The sequence below is a fragment of the Ensifer sp. WSM1721 genome, from assembly GCF_000513895.2.
In the GTDB taxonomy this organism is placed as follows: domain Bacteria; phylum Pseudomonadota; class Alphaproteobacteria; order Rhizobiales; family Rhizobiaceae; genus Sinorhizobium.
On record NZ_CP165782.1, the window covers coordinates 2,480,796 to 2,500,434 of the forward strand.

The window sequence follows — 19,639 nt, forward strand, 5'->3', positions numbered from 1 at the left end:
CAGCAACAGAAGTCGTCAGCGGCAAATCCCCGATTGCATGTTGCGGGTGCGGATAGCAGTCTGACACAGACAAGCCATGATGAGAATCCACTGATGACATCCAATCCCGCCTCCGTGGTCACGGCCCGGAATCTCGGCCTGACGTTTGAGACCAGCGACGGGCCGGTCAACGCACTTACCGGCGTGAACCTCGATGTGGCGAAGGGCGATTTCGTCTCCTTTATCGGCCCGTCCGGCTGCGGCAAGACCACGTTCCTTCGCGTCATCGCCGATCTTGAAAAACCCACCGCCGGCACGATCGCCGTCAACGGCATGACCCCGGAGGAAGCCCGCCGGCGGCGCGCCTATGGCTATGTCTTCCAGGCGCCCGCCCTTTATCCTTGGCGCACGATCGAGAAGAACATCGCGCTGCCGCTCGAAATCATGGGCCATTCCAGGCAAGAGCAGAAAGCGCGCATCGAGCGCACGCTGGAGCTCGTCAACCTCTCGGGCTTCGGCAAGAAATATCCGTGGCAGCTCTCCGGCGGCATGCAGCAGCGCGCGTCGATCGCCCGCGCTCTCGCTTTCGACGCCGATCTTCTTCTGATGGACGAGCCCTTCGGCGCTCTCGACGAGATCGTCCGCGACCACTTGAACGAGCAGCTTCTGAAGCTCTGGGCCCGCACCGACAGGACGATCTGCTTCGTCACCCACTCCATCCCGGAGGCCGTCTATCTCTCGACAAAGATCGTCGTCATGAGCCCGCGCCCCGGGCGCGTGACGGATATCATCGAATCGACGCTGCCGAAGGAACGGCCGCTCGGCATCCGCGAGACGCCGGAGTTCCTGGAGATTGCGCACCGCGTGCGCGAGGGTTTGAGGGCGGGACATAGTTATGATGAGTAGCTGTCGAGTGGGACTGACACCTCCTCCGCGACCCCTCTCCACAAGGCGGCCATGCGCCTCGAACAACGCACCGCTTGCGACCGGAGGAGGCGGCCATGATGCATAAGCCGAGTTTCATCCGAGACAAACTCCTCCCTATCAGCACCGTCGTCCTCCTGCTGATCGCCATCTGGTACATCGCCGCCGTCTTCCTGAACGCCCCTTTCGAGCGCGATACGGCAGCGCGTGCCGGAACCGAGATCGCGTTCTCCGATCTTGTCCGCAACACGATGGCGCAGGAACGGCCCGTGCTGCCCGCCCCGCACCAGGTCATTGCCGAAATCTGGGACACAACCGTCAACAAGGCGATCACGTCGAAGCGCAGCCTCGTCTATCACGCCTGGATCACGCTTTCGGCCACCCTGCTCGGCTTCGGTATCGGCGCAGCGCTCGGCATCCTGCTTGCCATCGGCATCGTCCACAACCGCGCGATGGACCGCTCGCTCATGCCGTGGGTGATAGCCAGCCAGACGATCCCGATTCTCGCCATTGCGCCGATGATCATCGTCGTCCTGAACGCGATCGGCATTGCCGGGCTGCTGCCCAAGGCGTTGATTTCCACCTATCTGTCGTTCTTCCCGGTGGTGGTCGGCATGGTCAAGGGGCTGCGCAGCCCGGAAACGATCCAGCTCGACCTGATGCACACCTACAACGCCTCGTCGGCCCAGACCTTCTGGAAACTGCGCTGGCCCTCCTCCATGCCCTATCTCTTCACCTCACTCAAAGTCGCCGTCGCCATCTCGCTCGTGGGCGCGATCGTCGGCGAACTGCCGACCGGTGCGGTCGCCGGGCTCGGCGCGCGCCTGCTCGCAGGCTCCTATTACGGGCAGACCGTGCAGATCTGGGCGGCCCTGTTCATGGCGGCGGCGCTCGCCGCTGTGCTGGTCATGATCGTCGGTGCAGCGCATAGCGCCGTCCTGAAGCGCATGGGAGCCAAGCCATGAATCTCCCCATTCTCGCCGGGGCCATCCTTTTCTGGCTGATCGCCTGGGCCCTCAACGAATGGCTGGTCCGCCAGCATTTTACGAACCGCACGATGAGCAACGCCGCCCGCTTTGCCGTGCCGCTCCTCTTCGGCGTGACGATCCTGGTCCTGTGGGAGGGCATCGTCCGGGGCTTCGGCATTCCCTCGGTGCTGCTGCCCGCGCCGTCGATGATCTGGCAGCGGCTCGTCAATTCGCTGCCGACGCTTGCTGCCGATTTCCGGCAGACCTTCCTGAAATCCGTGCTGACCGGCTACGTGCTCGGCTGCGGCCTCGGTTTCCTTGTGGCGATCCTCATCGACCGTTCGCCCTTCCTGCAGAAGGGGCTGCTGCCGCTCGGCAATTTCGTCTCCGCCCTCCCCGTCATCGGCGTCGCACCGATCATGGTCATGTGGTTCGGCTTCGACTGGCAGTCGAAGGTCGCGGTCGTCGTCATCATGACATTCTTCCCGATGCTGGTGAACACGGTTTCGGGCCTTGCCGCCGCAAGTCACATGGAGCGCGACCTGATGCGCACCTATGCCGCCACCTGGTGGCAGACGCTCGTCAAACTGCGCCTGCCGGCCGCCTGGCCTTTCATTTTCAACGCACTCAAGATTAACTCAACGCTGGCACTGATCGGTGCCATCGTGGCCGAGTTTTTCGGTACGCCCATTGTCGGCATGGGCTTCCGGATCTCCACGGAAGTGGGGCGCATGAACGTCGACATGGTCTGGGCCGAAATCGCCGTGGCGGCGGTGGCTGGCTCCGCCTTTTACGGGGTGGTCGCGCTCATCGAGCGGGCCGTCACGTTCTGGCATCCGTCCGTCCGCGGTGGCCGGGCCTGACAACAAAGCAAATGATAAGAGGGAACTGACATGAAGAAGAAAATTGCATCTCTGCTGGCAGCGGGCGTCTTCTCGCTTGCCGCTTTCCATGCCAATGCCGCCGACAAGGTCACGCTGCAACTGAAATGGGTAACCCAGGCCCAGTTTGCCGGCTATTACGTCGCCAAGGACAAAGGCTTCTACGAGGAAGAGGACCTCGACGTCGAAATCAAGCCGGGCGGTCCCGATATCGCTCCGCCGCAGGTGATTGCCGGCGGCGGCGCCGACGTCATCGTCGACTGGATGCCCTCCGCGCTCGCCACGCGCGAAAAAGGCGTGCCGCTCGTCAACATCGCCCAGCCCTTCAAGAGATCCGGCATGATGCTGACCTGTCTCAAGGAATCCGGCGTGAAGACCCCGGAAGACTTCAAAGGCAAGACGCTCGGCGTCTGGTTCTTCGGCAATGAATATCCTTTCCTCTCCTGGATGGCACAACTGAAGATCCCAACCGACGGCGGCCCGAACGGCGTGACCGTTTTGAAGCAGGGCTTCAACGTCGACCCGCTGATCCAGAAGCAGGCGGCTTGCATTTCCACGATGACCTACAATGAATACTGGCAGGTCATCGATGCCGGCATCAAGCCGGAGGATTTGGTCACCTTCAAATATGAGGACCAAGGCGTCGCCACCCTCGAAGACGGCCTCTATGTTCTCGAAGACAAACTCAAGGACGCCGCCTTCAAGGAAAAGATGGTGAAGTTCGTTCGCGCCTCGATGAAGGGCTGGAAATATGCCGAGGAGAACCCGGACGAGGCGGCGGACATCGTGCTCGAGAACGACTCGACCGGCGCCCAGACGGAAAAACATCAGAAGCGGATGATGGGCGAGATCGCCAAGCTCACCGCCGGTTCCAACGGCGCGCTCGACGAGGCGGACTACAAGCGCACGGTCCAGTCGCTGCTTGCCGGCGGTTCCGACCCGGTCATCTCCAAGGAGCCGGAAGGCGCCTGGACGCATGAGATCACGGACGCCGCACTGAAGTAGCCCATGCGGACGAAACTCGGAGCGCGCGGCCCTCGTCGCGCGCTCCTCTCTTTGGAGGCGGGCCGCCCGCTCCACGGTCAAAAGGTCGCAGCCAACGCGGCAAACGCGCACCACACCGACCGCAATGACATAAAGGCGAATGATTTCAGCGATTTAAGGCCGTCCGCGGGCGGCATTAACCCGATCTTTTTCCTCGACCCGCTTGAGTTGTTAAGACTGCCTTTAGGTTGCATCGCTATTGCGCTACGAAAGGCAGCAGAATAGAAATAATGAGGCACCATCGCTTCGCCGCCCTTGTAAGCATTTGCTCCGGCGATTACATAGGCCGGAACGTTTGACTGGAGGGCAAGCATATGGAGGAATCCATATTTCGTCAGCATTGCCTTTTTGGGAATTTTCTTCCCGCCCGGCATCTTCGGTCTGAAACCGCTGTGCCGGGCAGAGATTTGAGGTTGTAGACCGTGAATGCCTCCCGCGGCCAAGCGCTGGAGACGTTGTACGGAACACGAGTGAGATAGCGTGATTGCGGCCGGCCCCTGCCTCGATAGGCGGCGATCGGTTATGATTTGCTTCAGTTTCGGGAAAACAAGCCTATGGCTCAGAAGCTCCTGCCTGTCCTCGGCGCTTGCGCAGCGATGATCCTGTCTGTCCTTTCCGGCGCCTCGGCGGACGAAGCCGTCGAACCCCAACAGCAAAAACAGACACTACCCTCCATCGTGGTGACAGAGGCGGCGGAGCGGACGATCACCGATCGCGTAGTTGCCACCGGTTCGATCGAGGCCGTCGAGGAGACCTATGTATCGCCGCTGGTGGACGGTCTTTCCATCCGGTCGCTCAATGTCGACATCGGCGATCGCGTCGAAGAGGGAAGCACGCTCGTCGTTCTTAACGACGACGCGCTGCTGTTGCAGAAGAGCCAGCTCGAAGCCAATCTCGCCAAGACGGAAGCAGCGCTTGCGCAATTCCGTGCCCAACTCGGCGAAGCCGAGGCAAATTCCGAGGAGGCACAGCGTGTCGCCGATCGTGCCGTGCGGCTATCGGAAAACGGCACCGTCTCCACTGCCGAAGCCGACCGCCTCAAGGCACTCGCCGCCGCCTCGCGCGCACGCCTGCGTTCGGCCGAGCAATCGGTGAGCGTCGCGACCGCGGATATCAAGGTGGTGCAGGCGCAGATCGACGACATCGACCTGCGTCTTGCACGCACCGCCGTCAAGGCGCCGGTGAGCGGAGTGATTTCGGCCAAGAACGCCAAGATCGGCGCGATCGCCAGCGGCAACGGCGAGCCGCTCTTTGCGATCATCCGCGACGGCGAGGTGGAAATGAAAGCCGACGTCACCGAGGCCGACATCGTCAAGCTTGCGGTCGGACAGCCCGCGACCGTCAAGCTCGCCGGCAGCGATACGATCATAGAAGGCAAGATCCGGCTGATCGCGCCGACCGTCGACCCGCAGACCCGCCTCGGCAAAGTCCACATCAGCCTCGCCGACACGGTGACGGCGCGCGCCGGCATGTATGCGAGCACCGTGATAACGGTAGAGGAGAAGCAGACGGTGGTCTTGCCGCAAACGGCTGTTACCTCGGAAGACGGGAAGTCCATCGTCCGCAAGGTGGAAGACGGCGTCGTGCACCTTGTACCCGTCGAGACCGGCATCCAGGACGGGCAATTCGTAGAAATCCTGTCCGGCCTCAGGCCCGGTGAGCAGGCGGTGGCGAAGGCCGGCGCCTATGTCCGCGATGGCGACCGCATCAACCCGGTCAAATCCGCCGAGCCGGCAACCAACTGACGGGAATCGTGACCATGAATTTCTCCGCCTGGTCTATCCGCAATCCCGTCGCGCCGATCCTGGCGTTCTTCGTGCTCGTCGTGCTGGGATGGCAGTCGTTCAATTCGCTGCCGATCACCCGCTTCCCGAACATCGACGTGCCGATTGTACAGATCAGCGTCACGCAGAGCGGTGCGGCCCCCGCCGAACTCGAGACCCAGGTCACCAAGGAGATCGAGGACGCGGTCGCCGGCGTCTCCGGCGTCGATCATATCGAATCCACGATCACCGACGGCAGTTCAACGACCGCCGTTATCTTCCGCATGGAAGTGCCGACGACGCAGGCCGTGCAGGATGTCAAGGACGCGATCGACCGCATCCGCAGCGACCTGCCGACCTCGATCGAAGAGCCTATCGTTTCCAAGGTCGACGTCGAAGGCCAGGCGATCCAGACATTTTCCGTCTCCTCCCCCGGCATGACGCTGGAGGAGCTCTCCTGGTTCGTCGACGACACGATCAAGCGGGCGATCCAGGGCCAGACCGGCATCGGCCGCGTCGACCGCTATGGCGGCTCAGACCGCGAGGTTCGCATCGAGCTCGACGAAGATCGGCTGAACTCCTACGGCATTACCGCCGCCGACGTGAACGGGCAGCTTCGCCGGATGAACATGGACCTCGGCTCCGGCCGCGGACAGGTCGGCGGCAGCGAGCAGGCGATCCGCACGCTCGGCGACACCCGCGACGTCTCCACCCTTGCCGAGACGATGATCTCGCTGCCGAACGGTCGTTTCGTCCGCCTGTCGGAACTCGGCACGGTGATAGACACCTACGAAGAGCCGAAATCGTTCTCGCGTTTCAACGGCGAGCCGGGCGTGACCTTCGCCGTCTTCCGTGCCAAGGGGGCAAGCGAAGTCACCGTCGCCGAAACCGTTGCCAAAACGCTCGACGAGATCCGCGCGAAGCATCCGGACGTCACCATCGAGATGGTCGACGATTCGGTCTATTTCACCTACGGCAATTACGAAGCGGCAATTCACACGCTGATCGAGGGCGCGCTGCTTGCGGTCGTGGTCGTGATGCTGTTCCTGCGCAACTGGCGCGCCACCCTGATCTCGGCCGTCGCCCTGCCGCTCTCAGCTATCCCGACGTTCTGGGTCATGGAGCTCCTCGGCTTTTCGTTGAACCTCGTCAGCTTCCTGGCGATGACGCTCGCGACCGGTATCCTTGTCGATGACGCGATCGTCGAGATCGAGAACATCGAACGGCACATCCGCATGGGCAAGTCGCCCTACAAGGCGGCGATCGAGGCGGCGGACGAGATCGGCCTCGCCGTCATCGCCACCACCTTCACCATCATCGCCGTCTTCGTGCCGGTCTCCTTCATGCCGGGCATACCGGGGCAATATTTCATCCAGTTCGGCCTGACCGTCGCCGTCTCCGTCTTTTTCTCGCTCCTGGTCGCCCGCCTGATCACGCCGGTGATGGCGGCGTATCTGATGAAGCCGACGGACGTCGGCGGGCATCATGATGATGACGGCTTCATGATGCGCCAATACACGCGCGTCGTTCGCTTCACGACGAAACGCTGGTACACCCGCTATTCGACGCTGCTCGCCGCCATCGTGCTCTCGGTCGGCTCTGTGATCGCACTTATCCTCTTCGTGCCGGGTAGCTTCCTGCCGCCTGAGGACAATTCGCGCGTCAGCCTGTCGATCGAACTGCCGCCGGATGCGATGCTCGCCGACACGGATCGTACCACCACGGAGATCTACAACCGCATCAAGGACATCGACGGCGTCGAAAACATCTTCGTGCTTGGCGGCGCCTCGCCGAAAGGCGATCTCGAACTGCGGCGCGCCGCCGTCACCGTACTTCTCGAGAAGCTCGACCATTCGCTCGTCAACAAGGTGGTCAACGATGTGATCGGCCGCACGCCGCTGATCGGTGAGTACCTGCCGAAGCTGCCGCCGGCCGGCCGTATCAAGCCGCAGTCGCAGATCGAAAAGGAAATCCTTGCGGAGCTTCGGTCGATCCCGGACGTTCGCGTCACCAAGCTCAACGACCGCGGTGAGCGCGACTTGTCGTTCAACCTGCTTTCCAACAACGAGGCGGATCTGGACCAAGGCGTGGCTATTCTCGAAGCAAAGCTGCGCAAAGACCCGCTCCTCGCCAATGTCAGCCCCGACGGTGCCCTGCCACGGCCGGAATTGCAGATCCGCCCGCGCGACGACCAGATGTCCCGCCTCGGTATCACGACGGCGCAGATCTCCGAGGTCATCCGCGTCGCCACCATCGGCGATATCGACGCTCAACTGACGAAGATTGCGCTCGACGGGCGCTTGATCCCGATCCGGGTCCAACTCAACCGCGATTTCCGTACGGATTTAGCGGCGATCCGCAACCTCAAGGTTCAGGCGGCATCCGGCGCTACGGTTCCGCTCTCGAGCGTCGCCGACATCAACTATGCGGAAGGACCGAGTTCCATCAAGCGTTACGACCGCTATCGCGTTGTCAAGCTCGGCGCCGACCTGCCTGTGGGCGTAGCACTCGACACGGCATCGGCCCGCTTCAAGGAGATCGCCGCCGCGGCCGAGCTGCCTGGAACCATCGAGTTCCTCGAAAGCGGCGACGCCGAGGTTCAGGCGGAGATGCAGCAGAGCTTCGGCAACGCCATGCTGTTGGGCCTGATGATGGTGCTGGTGGTGCTCATTCTCCTGTTCAAGGACGTGATCCAGCCCTTCACCATCCTGTTCTCGTTGCCACTCGCCATCGGCGGCGTGGCGGCAGCGCTTATCCTGACGCAGAACGCGCTCTCGATGCCCGTTCTGATCGGCATTCTGATGCTGATGGGCATCGTCACCAAGAACGCCATCCTGCTCGTCGACTTCGGCATCGAGATGATGCATCACGGCATGGACCGGACGCTGGCGATGATCGAGGCGGGCCGCAAGCGCGCCCGCCCGATCGTCATGACCTCGATCGCCATGTCGGCGGGCATGCTGCCCTCGGCGCTCGGCGTCGGCGAAGGCGGCTCCTTCCGCGCGCCGATGGCGATCGCCGTCATCGGCGGTATCATCGTCTCGACGGTCCTGAGCCTTGTCGTCGTCCCCTCCTTCTTCCTGATCATGGACGACCTCTCACGGCTTCTCGCCTGGACCTTCGGCCGCTTCATCGGCAAGAAGGAAGAAGAAGACCTCCCGCTCGGTCCCGAGGCTCTCAGCAAGCTCGCCGCCGAGCAGGGCGACACGATCGAGAGCCTGGAGGAGCGCGTCAGGGCGCTGGAGAGCGAGCGACACGGCAAGTCCGACCGCAAGGTCATCAGCCATCCGGCCTTGGCTGCGGAATAGGACCTCAGGAACGGGAATGCCGCTGAGACGGCACCTGCCCCCAATGTCATACCTGGGCACACGCCGTTATATCTCGGCGCATTCGTACTTTGCGCTTTGATGGAGCGCCCTTCACGGAAACGCTCGCTCGGACCGCGTCAAAGCCCTCCGTGCACCGTCAGGTACTCGACGATCCGGTCGACGCCGTCACCGCGTTTCATATCCGAAAACACAAAAGGCTTTTCCGCGCGCATCCGCGCCGCATCGCGTTCCATGACCTCGAGATCGGCGCCGACGTGAGGGGCGAGATCCTTCTTGTTGATCACCAAGAGATCGGACTTGGTGATCCCCGGACCACCCTTGCGCGGGATCTCCTCGCCCTGGCAGACCGAGATCACATAGATCGTCAGGTCGGCCAGATCGGGCGAAAAGGTCGCCGCCAGGTTGTCGCCGCCCGACTCGATGAAGACCACGTCCAGATCGGGAATACGGCGGTTGAGTTCGGCGATCGCCTGAAGATTGATCGAGGCGTCCTCGCGGATCGCCGTGTGGGGGCAGCCGCCGGTCTCGACGCCGACGATCCGCTCAGAGGGCAGCGCCTGCATGCGCACCAGCGCCTCCGCATCCTCCTTGGTGTAGATGTCGTTGGTGACGACGGCGACGGAGTATTTCTCCCGCATCGCCTTGCAGAGCTTGTCGGTCAGCGCCGTCTTGCCGGATCCGACCGGGCCGCCGATGCCCACGCGAAGCGGACCGTTTTCCGATGGCATGTTCATATGTCCTTTCCGAGCGCCTGAGAGTTCTCGCTTTTCATGCATGTCGTTTCCCCCGCTGCATACTTTTTGAGCGGCATGCGTCAGGAGCGAAACAGGCGCGAATGCAGGGTTTCGTGTCTGAGCGAAGCAATATCGGCCATGACCGCAGCCGAGCCAAGATCGTCGAGCGAGCCCGCTGCTGCGCGAGCCGCCACGCCGGCTATCGTCTCCTCCAGCGCGGCGAGCACACCGACGCCATCGCGCTGACCCATGACACCGCAGCGAATGGCGACCGACACCGCATTCGAGGCGCTCGCGTTGAGAAAGGCGGCGAGCGCCGGCTCGAGGCCCGTTCGATGCGCGCCGGCAACGGCGCCGACCGCCACCGGATAGGCGACCGTCGATCCGAGTGTTTCGAGCACCGGCTGCGGCCAATGGCCGGCGGCCGCGAGAAAGGCCTCGCCAAGGAGCATGGTTTCCATGTGCCGTTCGCGCGAGCCGGCCAGCGCCTCCGCCAGTTGGCAGACCGCCCTCAATCGCGAAGGGTCCTGGTGGCAACGATAGCCTTCGGCCAGAAACAGCGCATCGTTCCACGCCGTACCGTGGTTCATCAGCGTCTCGAGCCACCGCCGCAAGTCCTCGGCATGGGTGACGAGGCCATCGTGTACCGCCTGCTCCAGGCCGCCGGAATAAGAGAACGAGCCGATCGGAAAGGCCGGCGAGAGCCAGGTAACGAGGCGGAGCAGCGCCTGCGTATCGACCCGCTCAGCCATGATGGTGGTGGTCGCCGTGCCCGTGGTGATGATGGCCGCCGCCGTGATAGGCGCCACGAAGGGGATGGAAGGGTTCGGTCACTTCGTCGACCGTTGCGCCCAGCCCTTCCAGCATCGCCCTGATCACGGGATCGCGGGCGATCAGGATCCGCCCCTCCTCCACCGCCGCCGGCAGATGCCGGTTACCGAGGTGCCAGGCAAGCTCGATGAGGTGCAGGGCGTTTTTCGGACGGACTTCGTAAAGCGCTTCCTCAGCCGCCTTGACCTCGATGTAGCCGCCGCCTTCGATGACCAGGAGGTCCCCATCGGCGAGCATCACCGGCTCCTTGAGGTCGACCATGACCACATCGTCGTTTTCGAGATGCAGGAGCTTGCGACGCAGGTGCCGCTGGTCATGGGTGAGCGTCACGCGCTGGAGCGGCGTCTCGCCGGCCGATCCGGGCGGAAGGATCTCGGTCGAGCGGTAAGGCACGTCAGAGAACCTCGACCTTTTCCGGATGCACGACCTCGATGCGAGCCTCTGCAAGCAGGTCAACCATCGCCGCCTTGAAGCTCTGCAGATGCGGCTCGGCGAAATGCGCATCCACAGCCGCCCTGTCCTTCCATGTCTCGACGAAGATGAGCGTGTCGGGATCGGCAGGCTTGCGGTAGAGCTCATAACCGATGCAGCCCGCCTCCTTGCGCGTCGCCTCGATCAGCGGCCCGGCAAGCGCCACGACCTCATCGCCCTTGCCCGCATGCGCCTTCAGATGTGCGATAACGTAAACCATCGAAGTCCTGTCTCCAACCCCGCGCCACTTTAGCAAGAAAAAGCCCCGGCGCCAGCAAGAAGGCGAAAACCGTTGATTTTCAGGAGCCTGCTTGCGGGAGCCGGGGCCTTCCCAATGTCGATAAAATAGGATCAAGCAGCGAGCTTCTGCGACTTCAAGGCCGCGAGAATGTTCTGCGGCGAGGAAATTCCATAGGGATCGCTATCGCAATTGTCGGAATAGCCTTCCTCTTCGAACCACTGTTCGACGACGCCGTTGTTGATGACGGCGGCATAGCGCCAGGAACGCATGCCGAAGCCGAGATTGTCCTTGGCGACGAGCATGCCGATCTTGCGGGTGAATTCGCCCGAGCCGTCCGGAATGAGCTTGACGTTTTCCAGCCCCTGCGACTTGCCCCACGCATTCATGACGAAGGCGTCGTTCACCGATATGCAGTAGATCGCGTCGATGCCGAGCGTGCGGAACTCAGGCGTGAGCTTCTCGAAGTCGGGAAGCTGGTAGGTCGAGCAGGTCGGGGTGAAAGCGCCCGGCAGCGAGAACAGCACGACGCGCCTGCCGGCGAAATAATCGTCCGACGTGACGTCCTGCCAGCGGTACGGATTGGAACCGCCGACGGCTTCGTCGCGGACGCGGGTACGGAAGGTTACAGCGGGAACTTTTCTGCCGAGCATCATCATCTCCTTCGAACCGGCTGCCGGCGGCATCAAGTCTTGGGAGGAAGAAACGCGGCCGGCGGAAAACGAGTGTCCTTCCTACCGGAGATTCCGCTGCAGTGCAGCATCAAAGCGGCGCTTCAGGCCGCGACGCATAGCAGGCATGCGATTGACGCATGACTGGTGGCGTCGGGCCGAAACGCGCCTGTTCAGTTCAGTTGTAAATACCAAGGGAAAGATCCAGCGTGACCGGAAGCGGGTTCCACAGACCGGTCCGCAATCCCGCCTTTCTGAGCGCGCTCGCGGTCCATGTATTGCAGCCGAACAGGGCGTTGAAATAGCCCTTCGCCTCAAAGAAGCGGTCGTTTGGACCATAGGAAAAGCCTGTAACAGGTGCGATGTCCCCGTCCGGCCGCTGAAAGCTCTCGAACACGAATTCTATCAACCGCTGGAACTCCTCGACATCCACGTCGAACCCCGTGACCGACTCCTGCGGCTCGACAATTTGCCCAGCGACATCGACATGCAGCACGGATCGGTCGAAGCTGAGCGCCCGAAGGACGGGCAGCGGCTTCAACTCGCTCCAGGTCGGAGTCTCGAGATAGAATGAGCGCCCTCCCCAGCCGAAGATGAGCCACCGGGCGTCGGGATGCAGAACGGGCACGCCCGCATCTTCGACGAATGCGAATTTCTCCCGCACGTCGTCATCAAGTGGTATCGCTATGTCGGTGTGGATCGGACCGGACAGCACGAGTATCCGACGTAGCCCCTCCACATCTGCCGAAGCATAGGCGGGCATCAGCGGCCGCGGGACCAAGGCTCCGCCAGTGATGGCAAACACGAAGGCGAGGATGGCCCCGCAAAACCATTTGGCCACACGCTTCATTCACGGTTCAGGGCAAACCTAGCGCTCAGAACAGGAAGTAGCGCTGCGCCATCGGCAGCACCGTCGCCGGCTCGCAGGTCAAGAGTTCTCCGTCGGCACGGACCTCATAGGTTTCCGGATCGACCTCGATATGCGGCGTCAAGCTGTTGTGGATCATCGACGCCTTGCCGATGCCGCCGCGAGTGTTCTGCACCGCTACGAGCTCCTTGGCGACGCCGAGCCTTCCCGCAAGCCCGGCGTCGAGCGAGGCCTGCGAGACGAAGGTGACGGAGGAATTCGTCCGCGCCCTTCCGTAGGCCGCGAACATCGGCCGGTAGTGGACCGGCTGCGGCGTCGGGATCGAGGCATTCGGATCGCCCATCGGAGCCGCGGCAATCGACCCGCCCAAAAGCACCATGTCCGGCTTGACGCCGAAGAAGGCCGGGTTCCAGATGACGAGATCGGCGCGCTTGCCGACTTCGAGGGAGCCGATCTCGTGGCTGAGACCATGGGCGATCGCCGGATTGATCGTGTACTTGGCGATGTAACGCTTGACCCGGAAATTGTCGTTGTCGCCCGTCTCCTCCTTGAGCCGGCCACGCTGGCGTTTCATCTTGTCGGCGGTCTGCCAAGTGCGGATCGCTACCTCGCCGACGCGGCCCATCGCCTGGCTGTCGGAGGAGATGATCGAGAAGGCGCCGATATCATGGAGGATGTCTTCCGCCGCGATCGTCTCCTTGCGGATGCGGCTTTCGGCAAAGGCAATGTCTTCGGGGATCGAGGGTGACAGGTGATGGCAGACCATCAGCATGTCGAGATGCTCGGCGAGCGTATTCAGCGTGTAGGGCCGAGTCGGATTGGTCGAGGAAGGGATGACGTTCGGCTGGCCGCAGATCTTGATGATGTCCGGAGCGTGACCGCCGCCCGCTCCTTCCGTGTGGAAGGCATGGATCGTCCGCCCCTTGATCGCCGCGATCGTATCCTCGACGAAGCCACTCTCGTTCAGCGTGTCCGTATGGATCATCACCTGCACGTCGTATTCATCGGCAACGGAGAGGCAGCAGTCGATCGCGCCCGGCGTGGTTCCCCAGTCCTCGTGCAGCTTGAGCGAGGTGGCGCCGCCGAGCACCATTTCGACGAGCGCGCCGGGGAGAGAGGCATTGCCCTTGCCGGCAAAGGCGAGATTCATCGGGAAAGCATCGGCCGCTTCGATCATCCGGGCGATATGCCACGGCCCCGGCGTGCAGGTGGTGGCGAGAGTGCCGTGGGCCGGCCCCGTGCCGCCGCCGAGCATGCAGGTGAGACCACTCATCAGCGCCTCTTCGATCTGCTGCGGGCAGATGAAGTGGATATGGCTGTCCATGCCGCCGGCGGTGACGATCTTGCCCTCGCCGGCTATCGCCTCGGTGCCCGGGCCGACGATGATGTTCACACCTGGCTGCGTGTCGGGATTTCCCGCCTTGCCGATCGCCGCGATCCGCCCGTCCTTGAGGCCGATATCCGCTTTCACGATGCCCCAATGGTCGACGATCAGCGCATTGGTGATCACCGTGTCGACCGCGCCGCCCTCGCGCGTGACCTGGGCTTGGCCCATGCCGTCGCGGATCACCTTGCCGCCGCCGAACTTCACCTCCTCGCCATAGGTCGTGAAATCCTTCTCGACCTCGATGAAGAGCTCGGTATCGGCAAGCCGGACCTTGTCGCCGACGGTCGGACCGAACATGCTAGCATAGGCCGCGCGCGACATTTTGTAGGACATGGGCTCAGGCTCCTTGGAACAAGTCTGACGAAGAGGATTGAGGAAGGCGGCGGAGCCGCCCTTGCGCCACCAGTGCATCGACGTAGCGGCGCTCGGCGGCAAAGGGATGCCATTCCCAGCCGCTATGACCGAAACCGGTGAGAACGATGTCGTCGCCGGCGGATGCGAAGCTGGAAAGAACGTCGGCGATCACCACCAGGCCGCTCGAGGGCACGACGTAGGGCGGCGGTTCGAAGCGGGCGAGATCGCGGTCGAGGCATTCGTGCGTCTCGGTCGCAATGACCCGATGCTTTCGCCCCGTCGCGCGGGCGAAGCTCTCGAAACCGATTGTGTAGTCGTCGCAGAAATCGTCGAGATCCGGGTGGCTCGCCGCGAGCGCCCTCCTCATCTGAGCGAATTTGACGCCGGAACGCACGCTCCATATCTCGCGGGCTTGCCGGACTGGCTCGTTCGTCTTCCAGCGGCCGCCGCCAAGCATCGAAAGCGCCGGGCGGCCGGTATTGCAGACGGCGACGATATCGGTCTTGACGCCGCCTCGGCCGGCCGAGCGGCAGTCGTTGAACCGGATCACGAGGTCCGCGGCATCGATCGCGGCGGCAGCGCCGTCCGCAACCGTGCCATTTCCCACGATCATGATGACGCGGCGATTTTGCAACGTCAGTTCTCCGCCGATTCGACAAGCTCTTTCAGTTCGGCGGTGCGCTTGCGCGTCAGCTCCGCGAGGCAGCCGGAAACCAGCATGGGCTCCATCGAGCCGCCTCGCGCCTCGAATCCTGCCAGTTCACACTGCCCGTCGCGGTAGCCGATCCAAGCCCGCTGGGCCTTTTTCAACGCCTCGACGGCGCCGACGTAAGCAGGATCGATACCCCCGAGCTCCTTGTCGGTTGCCTGCATCGCGGTCATTGCCTGCTTGTAGACCTTGTTCAGCTCCGCATCCGCCGTCCGGTAGTCTCGATCGGCGCAGATGTTCAAATCCATCTGCGCCACGGCATTCCGGCAGTCCACTTGCGGCTCTTCCTGAGCAAGCGCCGACCTCATCGAAACGAACAGCAGGCCAATGACGGAAGCGACTGCCCTCATAGCTTGCCCATAACCTGCTGGCGGAAGCCGAAAACCTCGCGCTTTCCCGAAAGCGGGATGAGCGTCACCTGCCGCGTTTGCCCCGGCTCGAAGCGAACGGCCGTGCCGGCCGGAATGTCGAGCCGCTTGCCGCGCGCTGCATCGCGATCGAAGAGAAGCCCTGGATTCGTTTCAGCGAAATGATAGTGGCTGCCGACCTGCACCGGACGGTCGCCGGAGTTGGAGACCTCGATGGTCACGGTCTCAAGACCGGCGTTGAGCTCGATATCGCCCGCGGCTGCGATGATTTCACCTGGAATCATAGTCGGTCCCCTTACGCAGCGTTTGAAGCCGTGCAGCCTTCCGGCTTCAGCACACGCTCCGTCGATGCCGGATATTTCTTCAGCATTGCCGCCGGACGCACCGGACGGCGGACCAGCTCGCCGCTGCAATTCGGGCAGATGCCGCCAAGCCTCGCCTCGGCGCAATCAGTGCAAAAGGTGCACTCGAAGGTGCAGATCATCGCCTCCCAGCTTTCGGGCGGCAGGTCGCGGTCGCAGCACTCACAGTTCGGGCGGAGAGTCAGCATAGCGGTTCCCTTAGCGGATCGGTTCGTGGACGGTTACGAGCTTCGTCCCGTCCGGAAAAGTCGCCTCGATTTGGATGTCGTGAATCATCTCCGGGATGCCCTCCATCACTTGATCGCGCGTCAGCACGTGGGCGCCGGCCTCCATCAATTCGGCGACGGAACGGCCGTCACGCGCGCCCTCGACGACGAAGTCGGTGATGAGGGCGATCGCCTCGGGATGGTTGAGCTTCACACCCCGCTCCAGCCGCCGGCGCGCCACCATCGCCGCCATGGAAATCAACAGCTTGTCTTTTTCGCGCGGAGTGAGATTCATGCGTCGCCATCCAGATTAGTACGGGTCAGAGAGTCCAGACTTTCGGCACAGATGCGTCCTTACGCAAGTGCGAAATGAGGGGAATCAGGATTTTTCTGAGCGCAAAACCGTCCGCGGCCGCAATGCGTGCAACGATCTTGTCGCGGCCTGCGACTCGATAATGGCTTATGCCCGCTTGCGCATATTCCCCAAGCAACCCGCGCAGCTTCGAAAGCATGGCTTCGTAATCCGGCGCAGCGTAGAACAGCGTCGCAAACGCGGCCGCTCCGTCCAGCACCGCGCGCCGGGCCACGAGATTTGCGACGTCATCACCAAAGGCGAGGTTCTCCGCGTGGATCAGCTTGCCGCCACTCGAGATTCGCCAACGATCGCGGAAGAGCGCCGTGCGGACGACCTCGCCCATGGCCTTGCGCCCGAGCAGCACGGCTTCGACCGCCAGGAAGGATGCGTCATAGGCAAGCTCGACCTCGAGCGAGCGCGACAGCGACGCGCGATCGAAGAGGATCGTTTCCTGCGGCAGCCAATCGACCCGGCCTCCGGCCGCGACCGATATTCGAGTCACGACGTCGGCCGTTCCCGCACTTGCCTTATAGATCTTCTCGCAGGCCTGCGTCGTCAGCGTGAGGTTCGTCCCTTCGCCCGCCTCGAACGCCCAGCTCAGCCGGTCGCCGCCGGTAACGCCGCCCGATGAATTGATGAGCACTGCTTCCATCGAGCCGTCGAAGGTCTTCGGCAGGCGAATCTTGGCGCAGCCTTCCTGGTAGAGCTCGGCAATGCGCGTGCTCCCGTGCTGAGCCTTGGCAACGAGCCGCCCCTTTCCCCACGCCCTTTGCGGAGCGATCATTGCTGCTTCAGTCAAAGTCCTCGGATTTCCCCTGCGGCACGCCTTGCCGACGCGCTTCATCGATCCGGCATCGTCGGAAACCAGGCGGCCAAAGTCAAGCTGCTGTTTCGCAAGCGAAATTGCCGCGTTGCTATGTGCCGAGCTCAAGCCACCCGGTCCGGCGGCTCCTGCCCCGCGAAGAAGGCGGTGATGTTGTCGACGACCTTCATTCCCATCGCCGTGCGCGTCTCGTCCGTCGCGCTGCCGAGATGCGGCAGAAGCACGACGTTTTCGAGCGCCCTCAGGCGCTGAGGCACGTCCGGTTCCGCCTCGTAGACATCGAGACCGGCGCCGCGGATCACGCCTCTTTCGAGCGCGTCGATCAGCGCGACTTCGTCAACGACGTCGCCGCGCGCGGTATTGATGAGATAGGCGCCCGACCTCATCGCCGCAAAGCGGGCGGCATTCATGAGGTGCCGGTTCTCGCCGCCGCCGGGGCAGTGCAATGACACGAAGTCCGCCGTCTTGAGTACGTCCTCGACTGTCTCGAGCTGACGGGCGCCGAAGCGTTTCGCCTCCTCCTCCGCGACCTTCGAACGGTTGTAGAAGACGACGTCCATGTCGAAGCCGAAGCGGCAGCGTTTCGCCATGGCTTTGCCGATGCGGCCGAAGCCGATAATGCCGAGCGTCTTGCCGCTCACCTTCGTGCCGATCATGTGGGTGGGACGCCAACCATCCCAGGCGCCTGCCCTCACCTGCCGCTCGCCTTCGCCGGTTCGTCGGGCAACGGCAAGCAACAGCGACAGGGCAAGATCTGCGGTGCAATCGGTCAGAACGCCCGGCGTGTTCGTCACCACGATGCCGGCGGCCTTCGCGGCCGCGACGTCGATGTGATTGTAGCCAACGCCGAAATTGCCGAGGATTTTTGCGCGTAGATTTCCGCCGGCGAAAAGCGTAGCCGGCAGCCGGTCGGATACGGTCGGCAGCACCGCGTCGAAATTGCGCAATGCCTCTGCAAGGGCGGCCGCATCCATCGGCCTGTCCCCTTCGTTGAAGACGGTTTCGAACCTCGCAGCAAGGACCTGCTCCACGGCCTCGGGCCAGCGTCGAGTGAGAAGAATGCGTGTCATCGGACGTCTCCCAAGTATCGGCTCGGGATAGTGCACGAAATCCGGCCGCTGGATAGCCGCCCGCGCAAAAAAGAGGGCGCCGGTCGAGGCGCCCTCCAGCCACGGCATCTGTGCTTACAAGTACAGGCCGAGGCGCTATCAGGACCGAGCAAATTCCAGCAGGTCCTTGTTCAGTTGTTCCTTGTGCGTGTCGGCAATACCGTGCGGGGCGCCCGGATAGACCTTCAGCACCGCATGGGGGATGAGCTTCTTCGAGGCGCGCGCGGCGGCGTCGATCGGCACGATCTGGTCGTCGTCGCCGTGGACGATCAGCGTCGGCACGTCGAACTTCTTCAGATCCTCGGTGAAATCGGTCTGCGAGAAGGCGACGATCGAGTCGTATGTGTTCTTGTGCCCTGCCATCATGCCCTGCAGCCAGAAGCTGTCGATCATGCCCTGCGAGGGTTTGGCGCCCGGCCGGTTGAAGCCGAAGAACGGGCCCGAGGCGATATCTTTGTAGAGCTGCGAACGATCGGCAAGGCTTGCCGCCTGCAGACCCTCGAACACCTCCTTCGGCAAGCCGCCGGGGTTCTTGTCGGTCTTGACCATCAGCGGCGGCACGGCAGCGATCAGCCCGGCCTTGGCGACACGACCGGTGCCGTGGCGGCCGATATAGCGGGCGACCTCCCCACCGCCGGTCGAAAAGCCGGCAAGGAAGATGTCCTTCAGATCCAGCGCCTCGATCACATCCGCAAGGTCGTCGGCATAGTGATCCATGTCGTTGCCGTCCCAGGTCTGGCTCGAGCGCCCGTGACCGCGACGGTCATGCGCGACAACGCGAAAGCCGTTGCTGGCAAGATGGAAGGCCTGCGCTTCCCAGCTATCGGAAGAGAGCGGCCAACCATGGCTGAGTATGACGACCGGCCCGTCCTTCGGGCCCCAGTCCTTATAATAGATCTCGACGCCGTCGCGCGTGGTGATCCGGCTGCCGATTGTCTTTGCGCCCGCGACGGTTGCGGATGCCGCCGGGCTGGAGCTCGCCGCTTCAGCCGGCTTGACCGCGGAGATTGCCGCGACTGCGCCGGCAGCGCCCAGCGCACCGGCCAGCATCTCTCTCCTTGAGACGTTGTTCGCTCTTGCCTTTACCTGAACCTTAGTCATGGAAATGCTCCTTGTTGGCGCTATTCAAAACAACTTTATAGAACTTGCGATCAAATCGTGCTCGATGCTCACCTTGTATCGCTGACGATTAGATCGTGCACGATATTTATCCCGCCGAATTTTGTCTGTCAATACCTTGCGATTATATCGCGAACGATTTATTT

22 protein-coding genes are annotated in these 19,639 nt (G+C 62.8%); 6 read left to right on the plus strand and 16 right to left on the minus strand.

All coding sequences use genetic code 11. From position 1 onward, the window contains the following. The first annotated feature begins 93 nt into the window (after nucleotides 1–93). From M728_RS12170 to M728_RS12185, 4 genes are all read left to right on the plus strand, one after another. Nucleotides 94–885, plus strand: coding sequence for an ABC transporter ATP-binding protein (locus M728_RS12170; RefSeq protein ID WP_026618735.1), 792 nt, complete (start codon nucleotides 94–96; stop codon nucleotides 883–885). Between the two features lie 98 nt (nucleotides 886–983). Continuing rightward, the gene (locus M728_RS12175; RefSeq protein WP_026618734.1) at nucleotides 984–1,868 is read left to right on the plus strand and encodes an ABC transporter permease; all 885 of its coding nucleotides are present in this window, start codon (nucleotides 984–986) and stop codon (nucleotides 1,866–1,868) included. Next, on the plus strand, nucleotides 1,865–2,734 hold the full coding sequence (locus tag M728_RS12180; RefSeq protein WP_026618733.1) for an ABC transporter permease: 870 nt from the start codon (nucleotides 1,865–1,867) through the stop codon (nucleotides 2,732–2,734). The genes M728_RS12175 and M728_RS12180 overlap by 4 nt, the downstream gene beginning before the upstream one ends. Nucleotides 2,735–2,764: 30 nt before the next feature. After that, nucleotides 2,765–3,757 carry an ABC transporter substrate-binding protein gene (locus tag M728_RS12185; protein WP_026618732.1) on the plus strand — a complete coding sequence of 331 codons (993 nt, stop codon included), beginning with the start codon at nucleotides 2,765–2,767 and terminating at the stop codon, nucleotides 3,755–3,757. A gap of 77 nt (nucleotides 3,758–3,834) precedes the next feature. Here the strand turns inward: M728_RS12185 and M728_RS12190 are convergent, their stop codons facing one another. Next, on the minus strand, nucleotides 3,835–4,170 hold the full coding sequence (locus tag M728_RS12190) for a hypothetical protein (protein WP_210163558.1): 336 nt from the start codon (nucleotides 4,168–4,170) through the stop codon (nucleotides 3,835–3,837). A 180-nt stretch (nucleotides 4,171–4,350) separates the two neighbouring features. Here M728_RS12190 and M728_RS12195 point away from each other — a divergent pair, with 180 nt between their 5' ends. Next, nucleotides 4,351–5,541: an efflux RND transporter periplasmic adaptor subunit gene (locus M728_RS12195; protein ID WP_026618730.1), complete on the plus strand. Its 1,191-nt coding sequence runs from the start codon at nucleotides 4,351–4,353 to the stop codon at nucleotides 5,539–5,541. A 14-nt stretch (nucleotides 5,542–5,555) separates the two neighbouring features. Then, complete coding sequence (locus tag M728_RS12200) at nucleotides 5,556–8,867, plus strand: efflux RND transporter permease subunit (protein ID WP_026618729.1); 3,312 nt, start codon at nucleotides 5,556–5,558, stop codon at nucleotides 8,865–8,867. A 137-nt stretch (nucleotides 8,868–9,004) separates the two neighbouring features. On the opposite strand, the gene ureG is transcribed toward M728_RS12200, so the two are convergent. The 15 genes from ureG to M728_RS12275 form a co-directional block, all read right to left on the minus strand. Further along, nucleotides 9,005–9,616: an urease accessory protein UreG gene (ureG, locus tag M728_RS12205; protein WP_026618728.1), complete on the minus strand. Its 612-nt coding sequence runs from the start codon at nucleotides 9,614–9,616 to the stop codon at nucleotides 9,005–9,007. A gap of 86 nt (nucleotides 9,617–9,702) precedes the next feature. After that, nucleotides 9,703–10,374: an urease accessory protein UreF gene (locus M728_RS12210; RefSeq protein ID WP_026618727.1), complete on the minus strand. Its 672-nt coding sequence runs from the start codon at nucleotides 10,372–10,374 to the stop codon at nucleotides 9,703–9,705. Further along, a complete protein-coding gene (gene ureE / locus M728_RS12215; protein ID WP_026618726.1) occupies nucleotides 10,367–10,846 on the minus strand; it encodes an urease accessory protein UreE in 480 nt (159 codons plus the stop codon). Before ureE ends, M728_RS12210 begins: the two co-directional genes overlap by 8 nt. Nucleotide 10,847: 1 nt before the next feature. After that, nucleotides 10,848–11,144 carry a putative quinol monooxygenase gene (locus M728_RS12220; RefSeq protein ID WP_026618725.1) on the minus strand — a complete coding sequence of 99 codons (297 nt, stop codon included), beginning with the start codon at nucleotides 11,142–11,144 and terminating at the stop codon, nucleotides 10,848–10,850. Nucleotides 11,145–11,275: 131 nt separating this feature from the next. After that, a complete protein-coding gene (locus M728_RS12225) occupies nucleotides 11,276–11,815 on the minus strand; it encodes a peroxiredoxin (protein ID WP_026618724.1) in 540 nt (179 codons plus the stop codon). A gap of 196 nt (nucleotides 11,816–12,011) precedes the next feature. Further along, a complete protein-coding gene (locus M728_RS12230; RefSeq protein WP_026618723.1) occupies nucleotides 12,012–12,683 on the minus strand; it encodes a TIGR02117 family protein in 672 nt (223 codons plus the stop codon). Nucleotides 12,684–12,708: 25 nt separating this feature from the next. Next, on the minus strand, nucleotides 12,709–14,421 hold the full coding sequence (gene ureC, locus M728_RS12235) for an urease subunit alpha (protein WP_026618722.1): 1,713 nt from the start codon (nucleotides 14,419–14,421) through the stop codon (nucleotides 12,709–12,711). A 4-nt stretch (nucleotides 14,422–14,425) separates the two neighbouring features. After that, entirely contained in the window at nucleotides 14,426–15,076 is a 651-nt protein-coding gene (locus M728_RS12240; protein WP_026618721.1) for a hypothetical protein, read from the minus strand. A 2-nt stretch (nucleotides 15,077–15,078) separates the two neighbouring features. Next, nucleotides 15,079–15,501, minus strand: coding sequence for a lysozyme inhibitor LprI family protein (locus M728_RS12245; RefSeq protein ID WP_026618720.1), 423 nt, complete (start codon nucleotides 15,499–15,501; stop codon nucleotides 15,079–15,081). Next, nucleotides 15,498–15,803, minus strand: a complete 306-nt coding sequence (locus M728_RS12250; protein ID WP_026618113.1) for an urease subunit beta — start codon at nucleotides 15,801–15,803, stop codon at nucleotides 15,498–15,500. Before M728_RS12250 ends, M728_RS12245 begins: the two co-directional genes overlap by 4 nt. 11 nt (nucleotides 15,804–15,814) lie before the next feature. Further along, entirely contained in the window at nucleotides 15,815–16,069 is a 255-nt protein-coding gene (locus M728_RS12255) for a DUF1272 domain-containing protein (RefSeq protein WP_026618719.1), read from the minus strand. 10 nt (nucleotides 16,070–16,079) lie between these two features. Beyond that, a complete protein-coding gene (locus tag M728_RS12260) occupies nucleotides 16,080–16,382 on the minus strand; it encodes an urease subunit gamma (RefSeq protein ID WP_026618115.1) in 303 nt (100 codons plus the stop codon). A 25-nt stretch (nucleotides 16,383–16,407) separates the two neighbouring features. Then, nucleotides 16,408–17,241 carry an urease accessory protein UreD gene (locus M728_RS12265; RefSeq protein WP_026618718.1) on the minus strand — a complete coding sequence of 278 codons (834 nt, stop codon included), beginning with the start codon at nucleotides 17,239–17,241 and terminating at the stop codon, nucleotides 16,408–16,410. Nucleotides 17,242–17,369: 128 nt separating this feature from the next. Next, nucleotides 17,370–18,335, minus strand: a complete 966-nt coding sequence (locus M728_RS12270; protein WP_034883034.1) for a D-glycerate dehydrogenase — start codon at nucleotides 18,333–18,335, stop codon at nucleotides 17,370–17,372. Between the two features lie 138 nt (nucleotides 18,336–18,473). Continuing rightward, nucleotides 18,474–19,475 carry an alpha/beta fold hydrolase gene (locus tag M728_RS12275; RefSeq protein ID WP_026618716.1) on the minus strand — a complete coding sequence of 334 codons (1,002 nt, stop codon included), beginning with the start codon at nucleotides 19,473–19,475 and terminating at the stop codon, nucleotides 18,474–18,476. Between the last annotated feature and the right edge of the window lie 164 nt (nucleotides 19,476–19,639).

Coding starts and splice junctions, on each gene's coding strand:
- M728_RS12185 (WP_026618732.1), top strand. CDS start 2,765: ATGAAGAAGAAAATTGCATCTCTGCTGGCAGCGGGCGTCTTCTCGCTT.
- M728_RS12195 (WP_026618730.1), top strand. CDS start 4,351: ATGGCTCAGAAGCTCCTGCCTGTCCTCGGCGCTTGCGCAGCGATGATC.
- M728_RS12270 (WP_034883034.1), bottom strand. CDS start 18,335: ATGACACGCATTCTTCTCACTCGACGCTGGCCCGAGGCCGTGGAGCAG.
- M728_RS12210 (WP_026618727.1), bottom strand. CDS start 10,374: ATGGCTGAGCGGGTCGATACGCAGGCGCTGCTCCGCCTCGTTACCTGG.
- ureC (WP_026618722.1), bottom strand. CDS start 14,421: ATGTCCTACAAAATGTCGCGCGCGGCCTATGCTAGCATGTTCGGTCCG.
- M728_RS12180 (WP_026618733.1), top strand. CDS start 1,865: ATGAATCTCCCCATTCTCGCCGGGGCCATCCTTTTCTGGCTGATCGCC.
- M728_RS12170 (WP_026618735.1), top strand. CDS start 94: ATGACATCCAATCCCGCCTCCGTGGTCACGGCCCGGAATCTCGGCCTG.
- M728_RS12260 (WP_026618115.1), bottom strand. CDS start 16,382: ATGAATCTCACTCCGCGCGAAAAAGACAAGCTGTTGATTTCCATGGCG.
- M728_RS12225 (WP_026618724.1), bottom strand. CDS start 11,815: ATGCTCGGCAGAAAAGTTCCCGCTGTAACCTTCCGTACCCGCGTCCGC.
- M728_RS12220 (WP_026618725.1), bottom strand. CDS start 11,144: ATGGTTTACGTTATCGCACATCTGAAGGCGCATGCGGGCAAGGGCGAT.
- M728_RS12190 (WP_210163558.1), bottom strand. CDS start 4,170: ATGCCGGGCGGGAAGAAAATTCCCAAAAAGGCAATGCTGACGAAATAT.
- M728_RS12230 (WP_026618723.1), bottom strand. CDS start 12,683: ATGAAGCGTGTGGCCAAATGGTTTTGCGGGGCCATCCTCGCCTTCGTG.
- M728_RS12250 (WP_026618113.1), bottom strand. CDS start 15,803: ATGATTCCAGGTGAAATCATCGCAGCCGCGGGCGATATCGAGCTCAAC.
- M728_RS12200 (WP_026618729.1), top strand. CDS start 5,556: ATGAATTTCTCCGCCTGGTCTATCCGCAATCCCGTCGCGCCGATCCTG.
- M728_RS12175 (WP_026618734.1), top strand. CDS start 984: ATGCATAAGCCGAGTTTCATCCGAGACAAACTCCTCCCTATCAGCACC.
- M728_RS12245 (WP_026618720.1), bottom strand. CDS start 15,501: ATGAGGGCAGTCGCTTCCGTCATTGGCCTGCTGTTCGTTTCGATGAGG.
- M728_RS12275 (WP_026618716.1), bottom strand. CDS start 19,475: ATGACTAAGGTTCAGGTAAAGGCAAGAGCGAACAACGTCTCAAGGAGA.
- M728_RS12255 (WP_026618719.1), bottom strand. CDS start 16,069: ATGCTGACTCTCCGCCCGAACTGTGAGTGCTGCGACCGCGACCTGCCG.
- ureG (WP_026618728.1), bottom strand. CDS start 9,616: ATGCCATCGGAAAACGGTCCGCTTCGCGTGGGCATCGGCGGCCCGGTC.